Source organism: Bradyrhizobium sp. IAR9, assembly GCF_013408065.1.
Classification (GTDB): domain Bacteria; phylum Pseudomonadota; class Alphaproteobacteria; order Rhizobiales; family Xanthobacteraceae; genus Bradyrhizobium.
Genome location: NZ_JACBZW010000016.1, coordinates 1 through 17,898, shown reverse-complemented (window position 1 = coordinate 17,898; position 17,898 = coordinate 1). Strand labels below are relative to the sequence as shown.

At 64.5% G+C, this 17,898-nt stretch carries 17 protein-coding genes; 11 read left to right on the top strand and 6 right to left on the bottom strand.

What is annotated here, in order from left to right; all coding sequences use genetic code 11:
* Positions 1-106: 106 nt before the first annotated feature.
* The 5 genes from GGD67_RS32245 (at position 107) to GGD67_RS32225 (ending at position 6,887) form a co-directional block, all read left to right on the top strand.
* Positions 107-1,531, top strand: a complete 1,425-nt coding sequence (locus tag GGD67_RS32245; protein WP_179738465.1) for an efflux RND transporter periplasmic adaptor subunit — start codon at positions 107-109, stop codon at positions 1,529-1,531.
* Positions 1,528-2,253 carry an ABC transporter ATP-binding protein gene (locus GGD67_RS32240; protein ID WP_028140949.1) on the top strand — a complete coding sequence of 242 codons (726 nt, stop codon included), beginning with the start codon at positions 1,528-1,530 and terminating at the stop codon, positions 2,251-2,253. Before GGD67_RS32245 ends, GGD67_RS32240 begins: the two co-directional genes overlap by 4 nt.
* Positions 2,250-3,473, top strand: coding sequence for an ABC transporter permease (locus GGD67_RS32235; protein ID WP_018320679.1), 1,224 nt, complete (start codon positions 2,250-2,252; stop codon positions 3,471-3,473). Before GGD67_RS32240 ends, GGD67_RS32235 begins: the two co-directional genes overlap by 4 nt.
* A gap of 51 nt (positions 3,474-3,524) precedes the next feature.
* Positions 3,525-3,836 carry a response regulator transcription factor gene (locus GGD67_RS32230; RefSeq protein ID WP_018320680.1) on the top strand — a complete coding sequence of 104 codons (312 nt, stop codon included), beginning with the start codon at positions 3,525-3,527 and terminating at the stop codon, positions 3,834-3,836.
* A 1,197-nt stretch (positions 3,837-5,033) separates the two neighbouring features.
* Entirely contained in the window at positions 5,034-6,887 is a 1,854-nt protein-coding gene (locus GGD67_RS32225; protein WP_018322335.1) for an alkaline phosphatase family protein, read from the top strand.
* Positions 6,888-6,926: 39 nt separating this feature from the next.
* On the opposite strand, the gene GGD67_RS32220 is transcribed toward GGD67_RS32225, so the two are convergent.
* Entirely contained in the window at positions 6,927-7,499 is a 573-nt protein-coding gene (locus GGD67_RS32220) for a hypothetical protein (RefSeq protein WP_018322334.1), read from the bottom strand.
* Positions 7,500-7,891: 392 nt separating this feature from the next.
* Between GGD67_RS32220 and GGD67_RS32215 the strand changes: the two genes are divergently transcribed.
* Entirely contained in the window at positions 7,892-8,551 is a 660-nt protein-coding gene (locus GGD67_RS32215) for a peroxiredoxin (RefSeq protein WP_018322333.1), read from the top strand.
* A gap of 123 nt (positions 8,552-8,674) precedes the next feature.
* Here GGD67_RS32215 and GGD67_RS32210 read toward each other — a convergent pair whose 3' ends face one another.
* Positions 8,675-10,399, bottom strand: a complete 1,725-nt coding sequence (locus GGD67_RS32210) for a methyl-accepting chemotaxis protein (protein WP_179738463.1) — start codon at positions 10,397-10,399, stop codon at positions 8,675-8,677.
* A gap of 166 nt (positions 10,400-10,565) precedes the next feature.
* Here GGD67_RS32210 and GGD67_RS32205 point away from each other — a divergent pair, with 166 nt between their 5' ends.
* Positions 10,566-11,957 carry a cryptochrome/photolyase family protein gene (locus GGD67_RS32205; protein WP_246784559.1) on the top strand — a complete coding sequence of 464 codons (1,392 nt, stop codon included), beginning with the start codon at positions 10,566-10,568 and terminating at the stop codon, positions 11,955-11,957.
* Positions 11,958-12,023: 66 nt separating this feature from the next.
* On the top strand, positions 12,024-12,341 hold the full coding sequence (locus tag GGD67_RS32200; RefSeq protein WP_092260138.1) for a histone: 318 nt from the start codon (positions 12,024-12,026) through the stop codon (positions 12,339-12,341).
* Between the two features lie 60 nt (positions 12,342-12,401).
* On the opposite strand, the gene GGD67_RS32195 is transcribed toward GGD67_RS32200, so the two are convergent.
* The 3 genes from GGD67_RS32195 to GGD67_RS32185 all read right to left on the bottom strand — a co-directional run bounded on the left by GGD67_RS32195 (position 12,402) and on the right by GGD67_RS32185 (position 14,658).
* Positions 12,402-13,145 carry a hypothetical protein gene (locus GGD67_RS32195; RefSeq protein WP_179738461.1) on the bottom strand — a complete coding sequence of 248 codons (744 nt, stop codon included), beginning with the start codon at positions 13,143-13,145 and terminating at the stop codon, positions 12,402-12,404.
* A 96-nt stretch (positions 13,146-13,241) separates the two neighbouring features.
* On the bottom strand, positions 13,242-14,114 hold the full coding sequence (locus GGD67_RS32190; protein ID WP_092260142.1) for a DMT family transporter: 873 nt from the start codon (positions 14,112-14,114) through the stop codon (positions 13,242-13,244).
* Between the two features lie 97 nt (positions 14,115-14,211).
* Positions 14,212-14,658 (bottom strand): hypothetical protein, encoded by a 447-nt coding sequence (locus GGD67_RS32185; protein ID WP_018322327.1) that lies wholly within the window; start codon positions 14,656-14,658, stop codon positions 14,212-14,214.
* A 302-nt stretch (positions 14,659-14,960) separates the two neighbouring features.
* Between GGD67_RS32185 and GGD67_RS32180 the strand changes: the two genes are divergently transcribed.
* Positions 14,961-15,224 carry a hypothetical protein gene (locus GGD67_RS32180; RefSeq protein ID WP_179738459.1) on the top strand — a complete coding sequence of 88 codons (264 nt, stop codon included), beginning with the start codon at positions 14,961-14,963 and terminating at the stop codon, positions 15,222-15,224.
* Positions 15,225-15,254: 30 nt separating this feature from the next.
* Here the strand turns inward: GGD67_RS32180 and GGD67_RS32175 are convergent, their stop codons facing one another.
* A complete protein-coding gene (locus GGD67_RS32175) occupies positions 15,255-15,716 on the bottom strand; it encodes a host attachment protein (protein ID WP_026202722.1) in 462 nt (153 codons plus the stop codon).
* Positions 15,717-16,026: 310 nt separating this feature from the next.
* Here GGD67_RS32175 and GGD67_RS32170 point away from each other — a divergent pair, with 310 nt between their 5' ends.
* Together GGD67_RS32170 and GGD67_RS32165 are read left to right on the top strand one after the other, a co-directional pair.
* Positions 16,027-16,317: a hypothetical protein gene (locus tag GGD67_RS32170; RefSeq protein ID WP_092260146.1), complete on the top strand. Its 291-nt coding sequence runs from the start codon at positions 16,027-16,029 to the stop codon at positions 16,315-16,317.
* Between the two features lie 451 nt (positions 16,318-16,768).
* Positions 16,769-17,734 carry an AraC family transcriptional regulator gene (locus GGD67_RS32165; protein WP_179738457.1) on the top strand — a complete coding sequence of 322 codons (966 nt, stop codon included), beginning with the start codon at positions 16,769-16,771 and terminating at the stop codon, positions 17,732-17,734.
* Positions 17,735-17,898 lie beyond the last annotated feature (164 nt).

The window sequence follows — 17,898 nt, the reverse complement described above, 5'->3', positions numbered from 1 at the left end:
CGAGAACGACATACTGACGATCGATACTACCTTAGATAATTTACAACCATAGCGAGCTTACCATTTTTTCCCGCAACGAAGCCATTTCAACCAGGCGGGTTTTGATATGCGATTTGTGCCAGCAATTGCCTTGCTCGGAACTGCATGCGGCCTCGCTGCGATCTACGCCGCAGGGCCAGCCGCCATCGCCGGCGCCGGGAGCGCGGCAGACACGGCGGCGCACGCTTTGGACTCGACCAGGCGCCTGCTCGTCCCCACAGGACGCGAAGCGCCGACATTCGGGTCCGAGTCGCCCGTGTTCCGCTACGCCTCGATTCAGCGCGGCAGCATCGAGCAGACCGTCACGGTCACTGGTGCCCTGCAGCCGGTGAAGACGATTGAGGTCGGTTCCCAGCTGTCCGGGCAGCTCGCCCGGGTCTATGTCGATTTCAACGACACCGTCAGCAAGGATCAGCCGCTCGCCTTGATCGATCCGCGCAGCTTTGCGGCCAAGGTCGACGAAGCCAGGGCCGCCCTTGCCGTCTCCAATTCGCTGGTCGACATCGCCCGAGCCAAGCTCGATCGCGCTCGGATCGATCTGCAAAACGCGAGGGGCAGCCGGGATGTGCTCGTCGCCAAGCTCGAAAGCGCGCAGGCGGTGAAGTCCTCGGCGCAGAAGACCTTGCAACGGAAACTGGCGCTGCAATCGCAAAACGTGGTGGCGACGACGGCGGTCGACGATGCGCAGACCGAGTTCACCGCACGCCTCGCCCAGGAGCGCGAGGCCGAGGTCCTGATGTCCCTCAACTCCTATTCGGTTGAGGGGGCACAGGCCGACGTCCGCCGGATCGAGGCGGAGCTGCAACAGGCCCGCATGGCAGTGCCGGAGAAAGCGGCCGTTCTCGCCGCGGCCCAGGCCGATCTCGACCGCACCGTGATCCGCTCGCCGATCGACGGCGTCGTCGTCGGCAGGTTCGTCAACGAGGGCCAGACGCTCGCGGTCGGACTGGAATCGCGCACCACCTTCGTGGTCGCCCACCGCCTCGAGGACATGGAGATTCACGCGCAGGTCGACGAAGCCGATATCGGCCGCATTGCGCCCGGCCAGCGCGCGCATTTCACCGTGGATGCCTACCCCGACCGCCGCTTCGAGGCGGTGGTGCGGCAGGTGCGCAAGGCGCCGCAGACCCAGCAGCACGTCGTCACCTACACCGTGGTCCTGGCAACCTCCAATCTCGACGGCGCGCTGCTCCCGGGAATGACGGCCCTGGTGAAGATCGTGATCGAGCGGCAGGACGACGTTCTGAAAGTGCCGCTCGCCGCACTGCGCTTCCAGCCCTCCGGCACGCGGCAGGATCCTGCTGCACGCAGCGGGGTGTGGGTGCGCACCGCGAGCGGCTCGCTCCAGCGCATCGCGGTGACGGTCGGCGCGGCCGGCACCGAACAAGTCGCCCTCAAGAGCGGAGATCTCGACGAGGGCAGCCAGGTTGCCGTCGGCCAGGCCATCCGACCCGCGGGCATGGAATTTCTCGGAATCAGGTTCGGATCATGACCGCCTCCCCGCCGCTCATCAGCCTCCAGTCGGTCGGCAGGACCTATCGCACCGACGGCGTGGCGGTCACCGCCGTCCGCAACGTCAGCTTCGACATCGCGCAAGGCGAGATCGTCGCCGTGATGGGTCCGTCCGGCTCCGGCAAGTCGACGCTGATGAACATGATCGGGCTGCTCGACCTGCCGAGCGAGGGCGCGGTCTATCTCGAAGGGGCCGATGTCGCCGATCTCTCGGAAGATCGCCGGTCGTCCTTGCGCGCCCGCAGCATCGGCTTCGTGTTCCAGTCCTACAATCTGCTCGCGCGTCACGATGCGATCGAGAACGTCGCGCTGCCGCTGGTCTATTGCGGCGTCGGCCGCAGGGAACGCCTGGCGCGCGCGGAAGCGAGCCTTCAGGCCGTCGGCATGCTGCACCGGGCCCATCATTTTCCGCGGCAGCTCTCCGGCGGCGAGCAGCAGCGCGTCGCGATCGCGCGCGCCCTGATCGCCTCCCCGCTGATCGTGCTTGCGGACGAGCCGACCGGCGCGCTCGACAGCCGCACCGGCGCCGAGATCCTGGCGCTGTTCGCCGCGCTCAACCGGACCGGCCAGACCATCGTGATGATCACGCACGATCCCGGCATCGCGGCGCAGTGCCGCCGCACGATCCACTTGCATGACGGCGAGCTCGTCGCTGACGAGACGCCGGCGCCGGCCCTGCCGAAACGGAGCGCTGCGCCATGACGATGCTCCAGGGATTCCAGATCGCCCTGCACGCCCTCAGGCTCAATCCGCTGCGCAGCTTCCTGACCATGCTCGGCATCGTGATCGGCGTCGCCTCCATCGTGACGGTGTTTGCGATCGGTTCCGGCGCGCAGCTGCGCCTGCAGGAACAGATCCGCTCGATCGGCGCCAACGTGCTGATGATCACCCCCGGCGCGGTCTACCAGGGCGGCGTGCGCCTCAAGGACGGCAGCAAGCTGACGATGACGGAGAGTGACGTGCAGGCCATCCTCGAGCAGATTCCGGAAGTCCAGGCCGCGGCCGGCTCGATTGCCGGAACGGCGCAAGTCATCCACGAGGGCAAGAACTGGAATACGACGATCAACGGCACGACGACGGGGCACTTCATGGTGCGCGACTGGCAACTCGCGACCGGCCGCTATTTTTCCGGCACCGAGGAGGCCGGAGCAGGCAAGGTCGTAATCCTCGGCAGCACGGTCGCGCGCGAGCTGTTCGCGCCGGGCGATGATCCTATCGGCGCACAGATCCGGATCATGAAGGTTCCGTTAGAGGTGGTCGGCGTTCTCGATCGCAAGGGACCCGCACAGGACGACGTCGCCTTCGTGCCGCTCGCCACCGCCAAGCTGCGCTTTCTCGGCAGTGCCAGCAACATCAACCGGGATTCGGTCGCCTACATCATCGCCAAGGTGGCCGGTGACGGACAGATGGCGGGGGCGCGATCGGAGATCGAGAACCTGCTGCGGCAGCGCCACCGTGTCCCCGCCGGCCAGGAAGACGATTTCAAGGTCCAGGATCCGGCCGCCGCCATGGAAGCGCAGCAGGGTGCGATCCGCACCGTCGCGCTCCTGCTCGTCGCCATCGCCTCGGTCTCGCTGCTCGTCGGCGGTATCAGCATCATGAATGTCATGATCGTGTCCGTCACCGAGCGCACGCGGGAGATCGGCATCCGCCGCGCGCTGGGCGGGCGGATGCGCGACATCCGTCTGCAGTTCCTCTGCGAGGCGCTCGTGCTCTGCCTGCTCGGCGGAGCCATCGGCGTCGCCGGCGGCGTCACGCTCTCGATGACGGTCGCCCGCATGGCAGGATGGGTCACCTCGATCGACGGGCAGGCGATCGGCCTTGCCCTCGCCTTCTCGATCGCGACCGGCCTCATCTTCGGTTTTTATCCCGCGCACAAGGCGTCCAAGCTCAGCCCGATCGAGGCGCTCAAGACGGAGTGACAACATGCTGGGAGTGGCCACATCAACCCGCAGTCCAGGGAGCAACCAGCCATGAGCCGAGATCCGCAGGACTCGATTACACCGACGCCGCGCGAGCGCGAGCTGATGATGTTGATCGCACGGGGGATGCAGAACAAGAATATCGCCTACGAGCTCAAGATCTCAGAGAATACGGTGCGGGCGCATATCGGTAACATCATGCGCAAATACCGGCTTTCGAACCGAACGCAGATCGCGATCGTGTTTACCCTGCACGCAGCGCCATCCTCGCTACGCCGCGATCTTGGCAGGGTCGACCGCCCTCCGACGGCGACAAAGCCCGCGCAAGCCCCTGCACCAAGGGTGCAGACCGCGACGGATTGAACGTCCCGGCCACAATCCCTTGCGTTGCCCGACGGGCAAAACACCCGAGCTCTGGGTCAACGCGCGCTGCCAAAAATATTCCACTTTACCGAAATTCGGAAATCGCGTATGTGTCGCGGCATCCCGGCCCAACGAAGAGGGGCGTATCGCGATCGTCACGAACGCGGGCCGGGTTGCGGTGGACGTGGGTCACATCGGCGCTGAGGGTTTTGCAGGGCGGGCAACCGTGAGCAAGACCGTCGCGCACACGACCGGTGTGATCCGCGTACGGCAAAATCGTGTGGTCCTGACGCCCGGGGTCTGTGCGTCAAGTCTTGCGGTGATGTGGCGGTCCAACCGGGCACGCGCATCAGTCATCTACAAGGCGACGGGGGCAATAGTGCAACGCTCCCCGGGGAGAGCACGACATAAGCCGTAAAGCCACTGCGCAGGGAAGGCCGGGATGCTCCGGTTGCCCTGTTATCCGCTATGCATGAAGCACACGCAATCTGCTCTTCGCATGGCGGTCGATGGGAGCCAACCGGCTCCCGGCCTTCCCTGCGCCCTCTTTCATGAGAGGGTGAGGCGACGAGCAAAGCTCGGGCGAGATGCGCCGCGAGGATGCGAAGCTGCGCCGCGCTGTCTGCATGTCGAAAGCGAATAAGGAATGCTGCCACAAGCTCTATCCATCACCGTCACCCTGAGGTGCGCGCACTGCGGCGCGGCAGCGACGCAGTGCAAGCCTCGAAGGGCGACGGCCCGGCTGCACCAGCTCGGCCGTTTATCCTTCGAGGCTCCGCATGCGATGCGCTCGCATCGCACGCCTCGCACCTCAGGATGACGGGATGGATACTGTCAGTGGGGAGAGATTGTGGATGGCTTGACTTCGCGCTCCGGCGGACAAGCCGCTCGCAATGACGATGTTGATGCAGCTCTGCGCCAAACTCCGCTCTCGTGCCCCGGACGCTGCGCAGCGCCACTTCGGCGGTGCGCTGCAGAGCCGGGGCCCATGTGGCTGCGAACCGCGCGGCCCTCTGGGTCCCGGCTCTGCGCAGCAGCGTAAGAACGCTGCAGCGCGTCCGGGACACGAGACTGACAAGTCCCTCCCCCAACCCCTCTTGCATCGGCGACGGGCCTTGTAACAAAACCGTCACGCAGCGAAACTAAACGAACCGGGGGCCGCGGGTTGCGGCCGAGCCGCCTCGCAGGGAGATTTCGATGCGCCGTTCACTGGTGTTGCTGTCCGCCGGACTGACAGTGCTATCCACCGGATTTGCGTCTGCCCAGAACAACACGCCCCGCAATCTGATCCTGTTCATTCCGGACGGTCTGCGCGCGCTGAAGGTCAATCCCGACACGGCGCCCGCCATGGCCGAAATCCGCGACAAGGGCGTCAACTTCAAGAATCCGCACTCGCTATTCCCGACCTTCACCATGGCCAACGGCTCGGCGATGTCGACCGGTCACTATCTCGGCGATACCGGGGTGTTTTCCAATACGATCTGGACCAACTACACGTCCGTCCCGGCCGGCGACACCGTGGTCCCCTTCATCGAGAACGACGCCGTGCTCGGTGACATCGACGAGCATTTTAAGGGCGACTACCTCAACGAGGAGACCATCCTGAAGCTCGCCCGCGACAAGGGCCTCAGCACCGCCGCGATCGGCAAGGTCGGCCCGACCTATCAGTTCGACCACACCGACAAGCCCGAGAAGGCCGGCCTGCATTCGGTCGTGTTCGACGACGCCACCGGCGGCAAGAACGGGGTCGCGCTGTCGGACGAGGTGAAGGACGCCCTGACCAAGGCCGGCCTGCCCACCACCACGCCGCCGCGCGGTGACAATTCCAAGGCGGGCGATGCCAAGACGCCCGGCACGACCGTCGCCAACGTCGCGCAGCAGGCCTATTTCGCCGACGTCGCCACCAAGGTGGTGCTGCCGATGTTCAAGGCGCGCAACAAGCCGTTCGTGCTGGTGTTCTGGTCGCGCGACCCCGATGGCAGCCAGCACAATACCGGTGACAGCCTCAACCAGATCATGCCCGGCATCAACGGTCCGACCTCGATGGCCGGCATCAAGAACGCCGACACCAACCTCGCCCAGCTCCGCAAGGCGCTGGACGAGCTCGGACTTGCGGCCTCGACCAACATCATCGTCTCCGCCGACCACGGCTTCTCGACCATCTCCAAGGAAAGCAAGACCAGCCCCTCGGCCAAGGTCAGCTATGACGACACGCCGAAGGATTTCCTGCCGATGGGCTTCCTGGCGCTCGACCTCGCCAAGGCGCTCGACCTGCCGCTGTTCGATCCCAACGACAAGAACGCGAAGATCGAGGGCAACAAGCATCCCAAGGCCGGCAACGGCGTGCTCGGCAAGGATCCGGAAAAGCCCGACCTCGTCGTCGCCACCAATGGCGGCTCGGACCTCGTCTATCTCCCGAACAAGGACAAGAAGCTGGCGGCCAAAACCATCAAGGCGCTGCTCGCGCAGGACTACGTGTCCGGCCTGTTCGTCGAGGACTCGCTCGGCCGCTTCCCCGGCACCCTGCCGCTGTCGAGCATCAATCTGCGCGGCAAGGCAGCGACGCCGACGCCGTCGATCGTCGTCAACTTCCGCTCCTATGCCAGCGAATGCGGCGAGGCGCCGACCAACTGCTCGGTGCAGGTCGCCGACACCGTGCTGCGCCAGGGCCAGGGCATGCATGGCAGCTTCAGCCGCGGCGACACCATGAACTTCATGGCGGCGATCGGCCCGGACTTCAAAGCCGGCTTCGTCGACGAGCTTCCGGTCAGCAATGCCGACGTCGGCATGACGGCCGCCCGGCTGATGGGCCTAAGCGCGACACAGAAAGGAGAGCTGGCCGGCCGCGTGATGTCGGAAGCCATGCCCAACGGCACCGTACCGAAGGCTTATGCCGGCACGATGAAGTCCAAGCCCGCGGAGGGCGGCCTGACCACCGTGCTGAACTTCCAGCGCGTCGGCAGCCAGCGCTATTTCGACGCCGCCGGCTTCCCGGGCCGCACGCTCGGCCTCGAGCCGGACGGCGGCAAACAAAAAACGGCGGGGAAATAATCCCGCCGTTCAAATGCTCCTCGTCAGAGGCGCGAAATCTTACATGCCGATGTCGAAAACGTTCGGCAATTGGCCCGCCAGGGGCAGCGCGGTGGCGCCGAGGAAGGTCGCCACCAACGCCATCAGGCGGCGGTTGTTGTGGCGCTTGCCGCGCATCTGGCCGGCGATCCACTCCAGCATCTCGCTGTTGACCTTGGAGGCATAGGACGGGGCCCAGCTCTCGATCTCGGCATCGGCCGACAGCGCGACGCTGCGCGGCGGCACTTTCAGGCCCGAGGCGCTTGCAGCATAGTGGGCAACCGCCTTGGCGAGCAGATCATCGAAGCGGCCGCCATCGGTGCGTTCAGTCGCGGCCTCGTTGATCTCGAACAGGACCTCGGCCTCAGCGCGGCTGACCGGCTGGTCGTTGACGGCGGTGGCGGTGAGGATGCGCGTGCACCAGGCGGTGTCATCGGCATCGAGCGAGCGGGAGAAATGGACCCGGCCCTTGGTGGTCGGGCCTTCGCCCGTGATCACGCCGTCGCGCACGATGGAGAGTGCATGGGCCGCGGTATCGCGGCAGGACGGTTCAAGGGACGGCGACTCAGCAGAGTTAGGCGCAGCGGCAGACATAGTTCACTTCCAGATTTCTTCTGATCGGCCAGCATTTTCATGCCGGCGTAAAGGGGTGGTTAACGATTCGATACGGGGATCGCGACTTTTCTAGATGGTTGCCAATTGGTCGCTGTCAGGACCGTTTTGGTTCTAGACGCGCCGGGCGGGCGTGATGGAAGTCATAAAAGGCATTATCGGGGCGAGCGAGACCGTGTGACCCCGGGTGGAGCTGTTTCGCCGCAGGTGCGGGTGTAACAATAAGTTGCTAGAAAATCGGCCCTTCAAGGAAGGAATTCACATTTTACTTTAACCGGTTCAGTTGGCGTTCACTTGGCGTTGCAAGACCCCTATAATGAGGGGAACGGCCACAGACAAATTCTCCAGTATATTCAATGTGATGAGGTAGAACCATGACACTCCCGATCGGCACCACCGCACCCGACTTCGAAGCCGAGACCACCGAAGGGAAGATCAAGTTCCACGACTGGATCGGCAACAACTGGGCGCTCTTGTTCTCGCACCCCAAGGACTTCACGCCGGTTTGCACGACCGAGCTCGGCGCGCTCGCCAAGCTGAAGCCGGAATTCGACAAGCGCGGCGTCAAGCTGATGGGCCTCTCGGTCGATCCGGTCGACCGCCATGCCAAATGGTCGGAAGACATCAAGGAGACGCAAGGCGCGGCCCCGAACTATCCGATGATCGGCGACACCGATTACAACGTCTCGAAGCTCTACGGCATGCTGCCGGCCGCGATCTCAGGCGATCCCCTCACCCGCACCGCCGCCGACAACCAGACCGTCCGCAACGTCTTCATCATCGGGCCGGACAAGAAGATCAAGCTGGTGCTGGTCTATCCGATGACGACGGGCCGGAACTTCCAGGAGATCCTGCGCGTGATCGACTCGCTGCAGCTCACCGCCAAGCATCGCGTCGCGACGCCGGCCGACTGGAACCAGGGCGAGGACGTCATCATCGCAGGCTCGGTCTCCAACGACGAGGCCAAGACGATCTACCCGCAGGGCTGGAAGGAGCCGAAGCCCTACATCCGCATCGTGCCGCAGCCGAAGTAACAACGAACTGTCATTCCGGGGCGGTGCGAAGCCCCGAACTATGGTGCGCACTTGCGCACCTGAGAATCTCGAGATCCCGGGTCTGGTCCTTCGGACCATCCCGGGATGACGGTGCAGCCAGCGTCAGGCCGCCCGCACGCGGTCCAGAAAACCGTCGACCTCGGCCTTCAGATGCAGGCTCTCGCCCGACAGCGCCTGGGCCGAGGCGAACATCCGGCTCGAGGTCTCGCCGGTCTCGCTGGCGCCCTTGGCGGCGTGGCGGACATTGACGGCGACGTCGGCCGTGCCCGAGACCGCGGCGCGAACGCTTGCCACGATATTGTGGGTCGCGCTTTTTTGCTGCTCGACCGCCGCCGAGATCGAGCCGGCGATGCCGCTGATGCGCTCGATGGTCTGGCCGATTGCCTTGATGGCGGCGACCGATTCCTCGGTCGCAAGCTGCATGCTGGCGATCTGGTTCGAGATTTCGTCGGTCGCCTTGGCGGTCTGGCCGGCCAGCGTCTTGACCTCCTGGGCCACCACCGCGAAGCCGCGACCGGCATCGCCCGCGCGCGCGGCCTCGATGGTGGCGTTCAGCGCCAACAAATTGGTCTGTTCGGCGATCGAGGTGATCAGCTTGACGACGTCGCCGATGCGGGCGCCCGCCTCGGAGAGTTGCGCGATGCGCTGATCGGTCGCCTCGGCCTGCTGCACCGCCTCGGCGGAAATCTGGTTGGATTCCTGCACGCGGCGGGTGATCTCGGAGATCGATTGAGACAGCTCGTCCGAGGCCGACGCCGCCGAACGCACGTGCTCGGAGGCGTTTTCGGACGCGCCTGCCGACTGCGCCGACAGGTCGGCCGTGGAGCGCGCGACGTCGGTCAGCTGCCGCGCGGCGCGCTCGAACTCGCCTGACGAGGCCAGCACCTTGTCGAGGATGCCGCCGACGCTGCCGCGGAACTCCTCGACGAAGCTGCGCAGGTCTGATTTGCGCTGCTCGGCCGCCGCAGCCGTGGCGGCCGCCTGCTCGCTGCGCATCCGCGCCCGCTCCAGCGAATTGCTCTTGAATACCGCGACGGTGCGGGCGATCTCGCCGATCTCGTCGGCGCGATCCTCGCATTCGATCGCAACGTCGCTCTGGCCGTTGGCAAGCGCGGTGAGCGAGTGCGTGACCGAGGTGAGCGGCCGGGTGATGCGGCGGACGACCAGCAGGGTCAGGACCAGCACCAGAAGCGCGGCGAGGCCCGCGGCCGCTGCCATGCTCTCGATCGCCTGGGCCAGCATGCTTTCGTACTGGATCATGGGGATGCCGACATAGAGAATGCCGACGACCTTGCCGGCCGCGTCCGCGATCGGGAAATAGGCAGTCATGAACGATTTGCCGAACAGCGTGGCCGGGCCCCTATAGGCCTCGCCACGGCGCAGCGGCGCCTGCCCCGGATGATCGGCGGCAAGCTGGGTGCCGACGGCCCGGTCGCCGTTTTCCTTTTTCACGTTGGTGGAACGTCGCACGAACTGCCCGCTCGCATCGTCGAACACGAACAGGGTCGCATTGCCGCCGACATAGGACACCGCGCGATCGACGATGGCGTGGTCCTTGAACTCGGGCATCTTGGGGATCTCGGCGCGCGCCACCGTGCCATCCTTCATCGTGATCTTGGTGGCCGGAACGGTCTCGGTGAAGGCCAGTGCCAGCGTGCGCAGGTTGACCTCGATGTCGCGCAAGGCGCGATCGTTGAAGGCGGATGTCAGCGACCAATAGCCGACGCCGACCACGAGCGCGGTGTTCACGCCGATCAGCAGCACGGCACATAGAACGGCCTTCGTGCCGAGCTTGAACTGCGGCAAGAACTTCAGAATCTTGGACATGAATGGAACAACCCCCGTAATTCCTGCATAATGGTGCAGTCGGCTTACGGCCGCATTAACGACAGTTCACACCGCCGCGCGCGGCATGGTTTCCAAATCGTAAACGAGGACACCCCTGACCACGTCGAGCGCGCCTGTCATCGTCTGGTTTCGCGATGACCTTCGTCTGTCCGATCATCCCGCCCTCCATGCTGCCGTGAAAACCGGTGCGCCGGTGGTCTGCCTCTATGTGCTCGACGACGCTGTCGGGCGCCCGCCGGGCAGCGCAGCGCGGTGGTGGCTGGCGCAGTCGTTGCGGGCGCTTGGCGCCGAGATTGCCACGCGCGGCGGATCGCTGATCCTGCGCAGGGGACCGGCGGCCAAGGTCGTCGCAGAATTGGCCCGCGAAAGCGGTGCCCGCGCCGTCTACTGGAATGGAATTGCGCAGGCGCCGCATCAGGCGGTTGAGCGGCAGCTCGAAGCCGCACTGGCAAAGCTCGGCATCGACACGCAAAGCTTCCCCGGCGATCTCCTCGTCCCACCCTCGGCGATCCGCAACAAGGAGGGCCGGGGCTTGCGCGTGTTCACGCCGTTCTGGCGGCGCGTGCTGTCGCTCGGCGATCCACCCAAGCCCTTGCCTGCGCCGAAGCAGCTGCGCCCTGGTCCAAAGATCGCCAGCGATCGGCTTGAAAGCTGGCAGCTCGAGCCGACCAGCCCGGATTGGGCGGGCGGCCTGCGCGAGACATGGACCCCGGGCGAAGCCTCCGCGCGGGCCCGCCTGCGCGACTTCCTCAAGCACACCGCGCGCCGCTATGTCGGCGATCGCGATCGGCCGGATCGGGACGGCACCTCAAGCCTGTCACCGCATCTGCGCTTCGGCGAACTCAGCCCGCGCCAGGTCTGGCACGCGGCGCGCTTCGCCGCGGATGAAGATCCGGCGCTCGGGCCCGGCATCGACAAATTCCTGAGCGAGCTTGGCTGGCGCGAATTCTGCCGTCACCTGCTCCACGACCATCCCGACCTCGCCACCGAAAACCTGCAGACGAACTTCGACGGCTTCCCCTGGAAACGCGATCCCAAGGCGCTCGCCGCCTGGCGGCGCGGCCGCACCGGCTATCCGATCGTCGATGCCGGTCTGCGCGAGCTCTGGCACACCGGGGTGATGCACAACCGGGTCCGGATGGTGGTGGCGTCCTTCCTGGTCAAGCACCTCTTGATCGACTGGCGCGAGGGCGAAGCCTGGTTCTGGGACACGCTGGTCGACGCGGATGCCGGCAGCAATCCCGCCAACTGGCAATGGGTCGCCGGCTGCGGCGCCGACGCGGCGCCCTATTTCCGCGTGTTCAATCCGCAGCTCCAGGGCGAGAAGTTCGATCCGGATGGAACCTACGTTCGGCGCTGGGTGCCGGAGTTGAAGGACATGCCGACCAAGCTGATCCACCGGCCCTGGCAGGCGACGCCAATCGAGCTCGCGAGCGCGGGCATCACGCTCGGCAAGACCTATCCGCAGCCGCTCGTCGATCATGCCAAGGGACGCGAGCGTGCGCTCGCCGCCTACGCAAAGATCCGCAAAGGTTGAGCGCTGCTTTGACACAATTTCGAAACCCGCTATCGTCATCGCTCCAATCAAACCGCGGGGGACGATATGGACGACGATAAGCCGATCACCGAACAGGCGATGGAGACGATCACCACAGCCGTGGAAGCGACCAAGGACGCGGCGGTCACCGCCGTCAAGAAGGTCAGGAAAGCCGCCAAGAAGGTCGCGAAGAAAGTAGCGCCGAAGAAGGCCTCCAAGAAGAAGGCCAAGAAAGCCTCGAAGAAGAGTTCGAAGAAGGCTGCAAAGAAGTCGTCGAAGAAGGCGGCCAAGAAAACTGCAAAGAAGGCCGCGAAGAAGACCGCCAAGACAACGGCCAAGAAAGCCACCAAGTCGAAAAAGAAGGCTCGGAAGGCCAAGCGCTGATCGGGGCGCTCGAGCAGGGTCTCCGGGTGCGTGCGCGCCCGGAGACAAGCCCGGGATACCCTACCCCCGCGGCCTGGATGCGCGCCGGCCCGGGTGATGCTCTCCCTTCGGATCACGGAATTCGCTGCGATGACCGCGGCGGTCCTCGGCCTTGAAGCGCCGCCGCTTTTCCGGTGAGCCGAATTGCTTGATCAGCCGCCTGCCATTGACCTTCTTGATGACGTAGCCCCCCTCTGTCATCGAGAATGGCGCCTTGAGCGATCCCATATGGTCGAATTTTGTGCCGCGGGGATGCTCGAAGGGCTCGAACCAGGACGGATAGACGAAGTTCGACATCGGGAAGCCGTTGACGAGAAAAGAGTCCTCCTCCACGGCGTCGCAGACCTCATAGGCATATTGGGTGTGACGGGTCTTGTCGGCCCACAGATTGGCCATGGGATCCAGCACCATCTCGAACAGCTCGTGCGATGCCGCCAGGCTGACGGGCTCGTCGCCCAGCGCCTTGACGAAGATCTTCGAGATCGGCTGCCCCCGATGCGTCAGCTCGTGCCGTCCGAGGAAGTTCTTGTGGGTGGCGTCGTCAAAATAGACGAGCTGCCAGTCCGTCGGCTTCGGCTTGTGGGTGACGTCGAGATCGACGGGGTAGCCCCAGACGGGGAGGAAATGCTCGTCGTAGCATTTCTGGAGCGCGGCTGTGAGCTTGGCCATCATCCGGTCGCTCATCATCTCCTCCGCGTAGTTGATGCAGGCAATCCGGACCGGTCTCAACGACCTGCCGAGCAGCGCACGCCTCGCTTTCTTCATGGAAATCACCGTGTGAATGTGAAGCTGAAATGCGTTCAGCCTAACATGAACCTGCCACGCACGTCAGAGATGTATTCCGACGCCCGCTCCATCCGCCTAGAAGCGCCGGTTGACGACGAACACCGCGGCCGCGCACATCCCCATGCCGGCAATCGCCAGCGCGTCGAGCTTCTCTCCGAACAGCAGATAGGCCATCAGCGCGGTCACGGCGGGCACCAGATAGAACAGGCTCGCGACCGAGGTCGCCGCGGCGTGGCGGATCAGCCAGTACAACAGCCCGATCGATCCGATCGAGAGCGCCACCGCGAGCCAGCCGAGCGCGAGCACGAACTCCCGCGTCCAGTGCACCACGCGGTCTTCGAACAGGAAGGCCCCGATCGCGAAGAAGATGGTGACGGACACATATTGCACGAGATTGCCGGCGCGCCAGTCGATCTGGTTGCAGTAGCGGCGCTGATAGAGCGTGCCGAGGGTGATGCTGATCAGGGAGACGACTGAGGCAAGCCAGCCAAGCCCGGCTTCACCGGTCATGGGACGGTTGTGCAGGATCAGCACCACGCCGCCGAGACCGAGCACGAGCCCGGCCCATTGCACCGGCGTCACCTTCTCGCCGAGCCAGCGGTTGGCGATGGTCGAGGTCAGGATCGGCTGCAGGCCCGGAATCAGCGCGGAGAGCCCGGCCGGGATCGAATGCGCGATCGCGATCGCGGTGCCGCCGAGATAGAAGCCGTGGACAAGAATGCCGGCGACTGCGCTATGCGCGATGCCGGTGCGATCAGGCCATTTCGGTCGCGCGATCGCCACGATCATCGCCATCAGACCGACCACGATCGCCATGCGGATGGCGAGATAGGTCAAGGGATCGGCATTGTTGACGACGTATTTGGTGCCGATGAATCCGGTGCTCCAGAGCAGGACGAACAGGATCGGCGCGGCGCGGGCGGTCAGGGCTTCTTGATTATGATTCATTGCCGCCCTCATTGCCCCACCGGCGGCTATGCGGCAATGCGAATTTCGTGCGGACGATGCTGCGATGCGACGGACGTTTGCGGCTCAGCTCAGCCGCTCACCATTCTTCCGGACAGGGGTCGATGATCTTCCAGAGCTCGACGCCGTTCTTGATCTTCTTCATGTCGGTGGTGAGCCCGCCATTGCGGCGGATCCAGTCCTTCACCTTGTCGGGATAGTAGGACATCAGGTCGGACGTGCCCTCGGAGCTGGTGACCTTGATGCCGAAGGTGAAGGCCTTGTCGTAATAGGCCTGGTGGAAGCCGAGGCTTGCCCGCGGCGTCACGCAGATCTTGTTCATCGGCACGATGCCGAGCACCAGCGTGCAGGCCGAGTTGCAGATGCCGTCGATGATGACCCGCTCGCCCTTCTCGCGGACGCGCTTGTACTTGGTCTTGTATTCCTCGACATAGCCGCCGTGGTCGCGGGTGATATGCAGCTCTGCCCGCGCCGGCGTGGCGGCGGCGATGGAGAGCAACAGCAGGCTCAGAAGCGTGATGCGCATGGCGGCGTGACGGCGAAAGCCTTCAGGAATGGACCGGCCTCGCAGGACCCGCGAAATGAGCCCCTGGGCCGGCAACAGGATTCTTAACCGAATAGTCTTTGGTCATACTTGTGTGGGGAATTCGTTAAGCATCCCGAAAAGGCCAAAAATGGGCAGCCTTCGGCCGCATGTCGGGCAATTCTGTCACACCCACCCGGGAATCTGCGGGATGAGCCCCGATTTCCGGGCGCCGGACGGGTGCCCTGGAGGTGCGAAGTGGCTATAGATGGCTGACCACTTCGCGCGGGTTCCGGAGAATCGAGATGAGCAAGTTGACGCTTGTAGCCGCGGTTGCTGCCCTGTCGGCCGCAATCCTAGACCCTGGCCTCGCGGAGGCGCGGGGTCATCACCGGCACTACCGCCATTACGCCAATCCGCTGCCCTACCCGATCAGCTATCTGCACAATTACGGCCCCGGCATCACCCCCGGCACTTTCGCCTTTTACGACGGCCCGTCGACCAACCATTGCTACCAGAGCGCGGCCGCCTATGTCGGCCAGGACCGCCGCCGGCACCCCTGCTACTGAGGGGCGCTGGCGCGGCCTCTGCGGGCGCCTCTATTTGGCGGCGCCCGACAGCAGCAATTGCTTTTCGATCTCGTAGACCGGCAGCTTGACGAGGTCCTTGCCGACCTCGGCCCGCAGCGCCTTGCGCATGACATCCGAATAATCGGCGCGGATCATCCCGAGCGCGCGCGGTGAGGCTACCATGGTCAGGGCCGTGGTCTCGCCAGAGCTGACAGCCGCATCGAGCCGGCCGGCAAGGCTGCGCAGGAAGGCGCGCTCGGCCTCATCGTGCCAATCGGTCTGCTCGGCCGAGCTGCGCACGCCGCCGGCAGCGGCATGCAGGCGGCCCGGCGCGTCGCTCCCTTGCGCGCTGGTCAGGGGATTGGGCTGCTCGTGCACCTCCCTGGTGTGAAGGTTCGGAAACATCTCGTCGCCGAGGTTTTCCAGAATGAGCGCCTTGCGCCCATCGCACACGACCAGCCAGCCGCCCTTGTCTAATCTCATCTTGTCCATTGCACAGCTCCAAGCAACCTGTGAGCCCGCCCTTCGAATTCGTCGAAGGCTGGCCACGCGACAAGACTACGAACGAAGCCCCGACGGCGAATTGCGCAGGATCAAGAACCGCATCGATGTCCTGCGGGGCCATCGCAGCGCGGGCCGCAGCATTGGTCACTCGCGCGAACCTGGGATAGTCTGGCGGGGTCGAGGTCAGGCCTGCGGCGGACCGGCTGAAGATTTGTTCATCAGCATTACATTTCGGTTCCGCCACAATTTGATCAGAACAACTTCGATATCCTGGATCGCGTCAGCGGAGGAAGACATCATGAATCTCAAGATCGGCCTCGTCGCCGCAGCCCTGTTCGGCGCCATGTTCGGTGCTTTGGCGGCATCGCCGGCGGCGTCTGCCATGCCCATCGCGCCCGCGCCTGCAACGCCGCAGGCCTCCGGCATCGAGCAGGTCCGCATGGTCTGCGACGCCTGGGGGCGCTGCTTTTGGCGTCCGAACTACTATGGGTATTACGGGCCCCGGCCGTATTACGGCCCCCGGTATTATGGGCCGCGCTATTACGGTTACGGTCCACGCTATTATGGCCCACGCTATCGCCGCTGGTGACAACTGAAGGGGCCCTCGGGGCCCCTTCGCTTTTGCGAGATCATTCCTTGCGCCGTCATCGCCGGCCTGGAGCGATTCCAAAACTGATCCAGATCAAAGATGAAATCGGCCCGCACCGTCATTCTACGGCGATGGCGGACTTGATCGTTTTCCGATGCCCCCAGACGGGCATGAACGTACAGACGGATCTTGAGAAGCAGCTGAGGCAGGAGAGACGGAGCTTTGCATCCTTCGCCTGTCCCGCCTGCACACGGCTGCATTTCATCGACCTCGCCTCCGGCCAGCCGATGAGCCGGGAACGTTGATGGTGGCATTGATCTGACGGACGTCATGGCATGACGTCCGCAATACTACGGCCTGAAATTCGGTTTACTGAAACGCGATGTTTCGCCATTGATGGCGGTGTATCGACGTTCATTTGATTGTCACATTTCAGCAGCCGGCCAGACCCATGTTGTTCGACGCCCTCGCTCCGTCCTCCGCCCTTCAACTGATCGGCTTTGCCGACGTCGATGCGTTTCGGCCGATCGAGACGATGGAGGACGCCAGAAGCATTCCGCTCGACATTCCGAACTTCGCCGCGGCCCGCGCCGTCGTCTCCCTGCCGGCGTGCCGCATCATCATGATGAGATCGTTCGCGCGCATCCCCGACACCGCCTATCGGATGCCGGGCGGAATGGTGATCCTGTCCATGACAGACGACCTCCAGGTCAATTTCAAGGGCTCGGATCTCGACGCGCGCTTCTTCGTGACGCTCCGCGGCAACGATGAATGCCATTTCGTCGAGCCTCAGACCAATCATCATGCAATGATCATCTTCTCCCCCGAGCTCAGAGACCGGGGCTGGTTCGATCAGGCCGACGATTTGCGGGCTCATGTCGCGAACCGGCCTGCCCTGCTCCACACAAGGCAGCTCCTGCTCGACATCCTGCGAACCGCCTCAATGCAGCCGCTCCTGTTCGAGACCACCGAGGCGGCGGCCCATCTGCAGGAGGGCCTGCTGCTCGCACTCGACGATCTGTTTCAGATCGATTCGATGTCGGATCGGAGCGCCTCGGTCCAGGGCGAGCGTTCGATCAAGCTCGTGGAGCGGATCGACGATTACCTCGCAGCCCATCCGACCGTACCGATCTATACCGCCGATCTCGCCGGTGAGTTCGGCGTCTCGATCCGTACCCTCGGCGGCGCGGTCAGCAAGGTGCGTGGCATGAGCCTGCACCAGTACATTCGCCTCAAGCGGCTGTGGGCGACTCGCGCCCGCCTGCTCAAGGGCGGCGGCGCCACTGTCGCCATATGTGCGCGCGCGCAGGGCTTCCATCACATGGGCGAGTTTGCCGCGGCTTATCGCGCGACGTTCCACGAGGCGCCCTCCGACACGCTGGCCCGCGGACGGCAAGGCGGCGTCTCGTCATTCTGACCGACGCGGCAAGCCCTCGCGAGGCTGCGCGGCATCAGCGCCGTTCTGGAACATATCTGGAACGCCAATTGAGCGGCCCGAGACATAGGTGACAGAACGTACCGGACACATGGGTTACACTTTCCGCTTTTGTTCTGCGGGAGGTGGCGATGCCGTGGAGAGCG

Bases quoted from the DNA above. Each gene is read 5' to 3' on its own strand.
- GGD67_RS32245 (WP_179738465.1), top strand. From the start codon at position 107: ATGCGATTTGTGCCAGCAATTGCCTTGCTCGGAACTGCATGCGGCCTC.
- GGD67_RS32240 (WP_028140949.1), top strand. From the start codon at position 1,528: ATGACCGCCTCCCCGCCGCTCATCAGCCTCCAGTCGGTCGGCAGGACC.
- GGD67_RS32235 (WP_018320679.1), top strand. From the start codon at position 2,250: ATGACGATGCTCCAGGGATTCCAGATCGCCCTGCACGCCCTCAGGCTC.
- GGD67_RS32230 (WP_018320680.1), top strand. From the start codon at position 3,525: ATGAGCCGAGATCCGCAGGACTCGATTACACCGACGCCGCGCGAGCGC.
- GGD67_RS32225 (WP_018322335.1), top strand. From the start codon at position 5,034: ATGCGCCGTTCACTGGTGTTGCTGTCCGCCGGACTGACAGTGCTATCC.
- GGD67_RS32220 (WP_018322334.1), bottom strand. From the start codon at position 7,499: ATGTCTGCCGCTGCGCCTAACTCTGCTGAGTCGCCGTCCCTTGAACCG.
- GGD67_RS32215 (WP_018322333.1), top strand. From the start codon at position 7,892: ATGACACTCCCGATCGGCACCACCGCACCCGACTTCGAAGCCGAGACC.
- GGD67_RS32210 (WP_179738463.1), bottom strand. From the start codon at position 10,399: ATGTCCAAGATTCTGAAGTTCTTGCCGCAGTTCAAGCTCGGCACGAAG.
- GGD67_RS32200 (WP_092260138.1), top strand. From the start codon at position 12,024: ATGGACGACGATAAGCCGATCACCGAACAGGCGATGGAGACGATCACC.
- GGD67_RS32195 (WP_179738461.1), bottom strand. From the start codon at position 13,145: ATGAAGAAAGCGAGGCGTGCGCTGCTCGGCAGGTCGTTGAGACCGGTC.
- GGD67_RS32190 (WP_092260142.1), bottom strand. From the start codon at position 14,114: ATGAATCATAATCAAGAAGCCCTGACCGCCCGCGCCGCGCCGATCCTG.
- GGD67_RS32185 (WP_018322327.1), bottom strand. From the start codon at position 14,658: ATGCGCATCACGCTTCTGAGCCTGCTGTTGCTCTCCATCGCCGCCGCC.
- GGD67_RS32180 (WP_179738459.1), top strand. From the start codon at position 14,961: ATGAGCAAGTTGACGCTTGTAGCCGCGGTTGCTGCCCTGTCGGCCGCA.
- GGD67_RS32175 (WP_026202722.1), bottom strand. From the start codon at position 15,716: ATGGACAAGATGAGATTAGACAAGGGCGGCTGGCTGGTCGTGTGCGAT.
- GGD67_RS32170 (WP_092260146.1), top strand. From the start codon at position 16,027: ATGAATCTCAAGATCGGCCTCGTCGCCGCAGCCCTGTTCGGCGCCATG.
- GGD67_RS32165 (WP_179738457.1), top strand. From the start codon at position 16,769: ATGTTGTTCGACGCCCTCGCTCCGTCCTCCGCCCTTCAACTGATCGGC.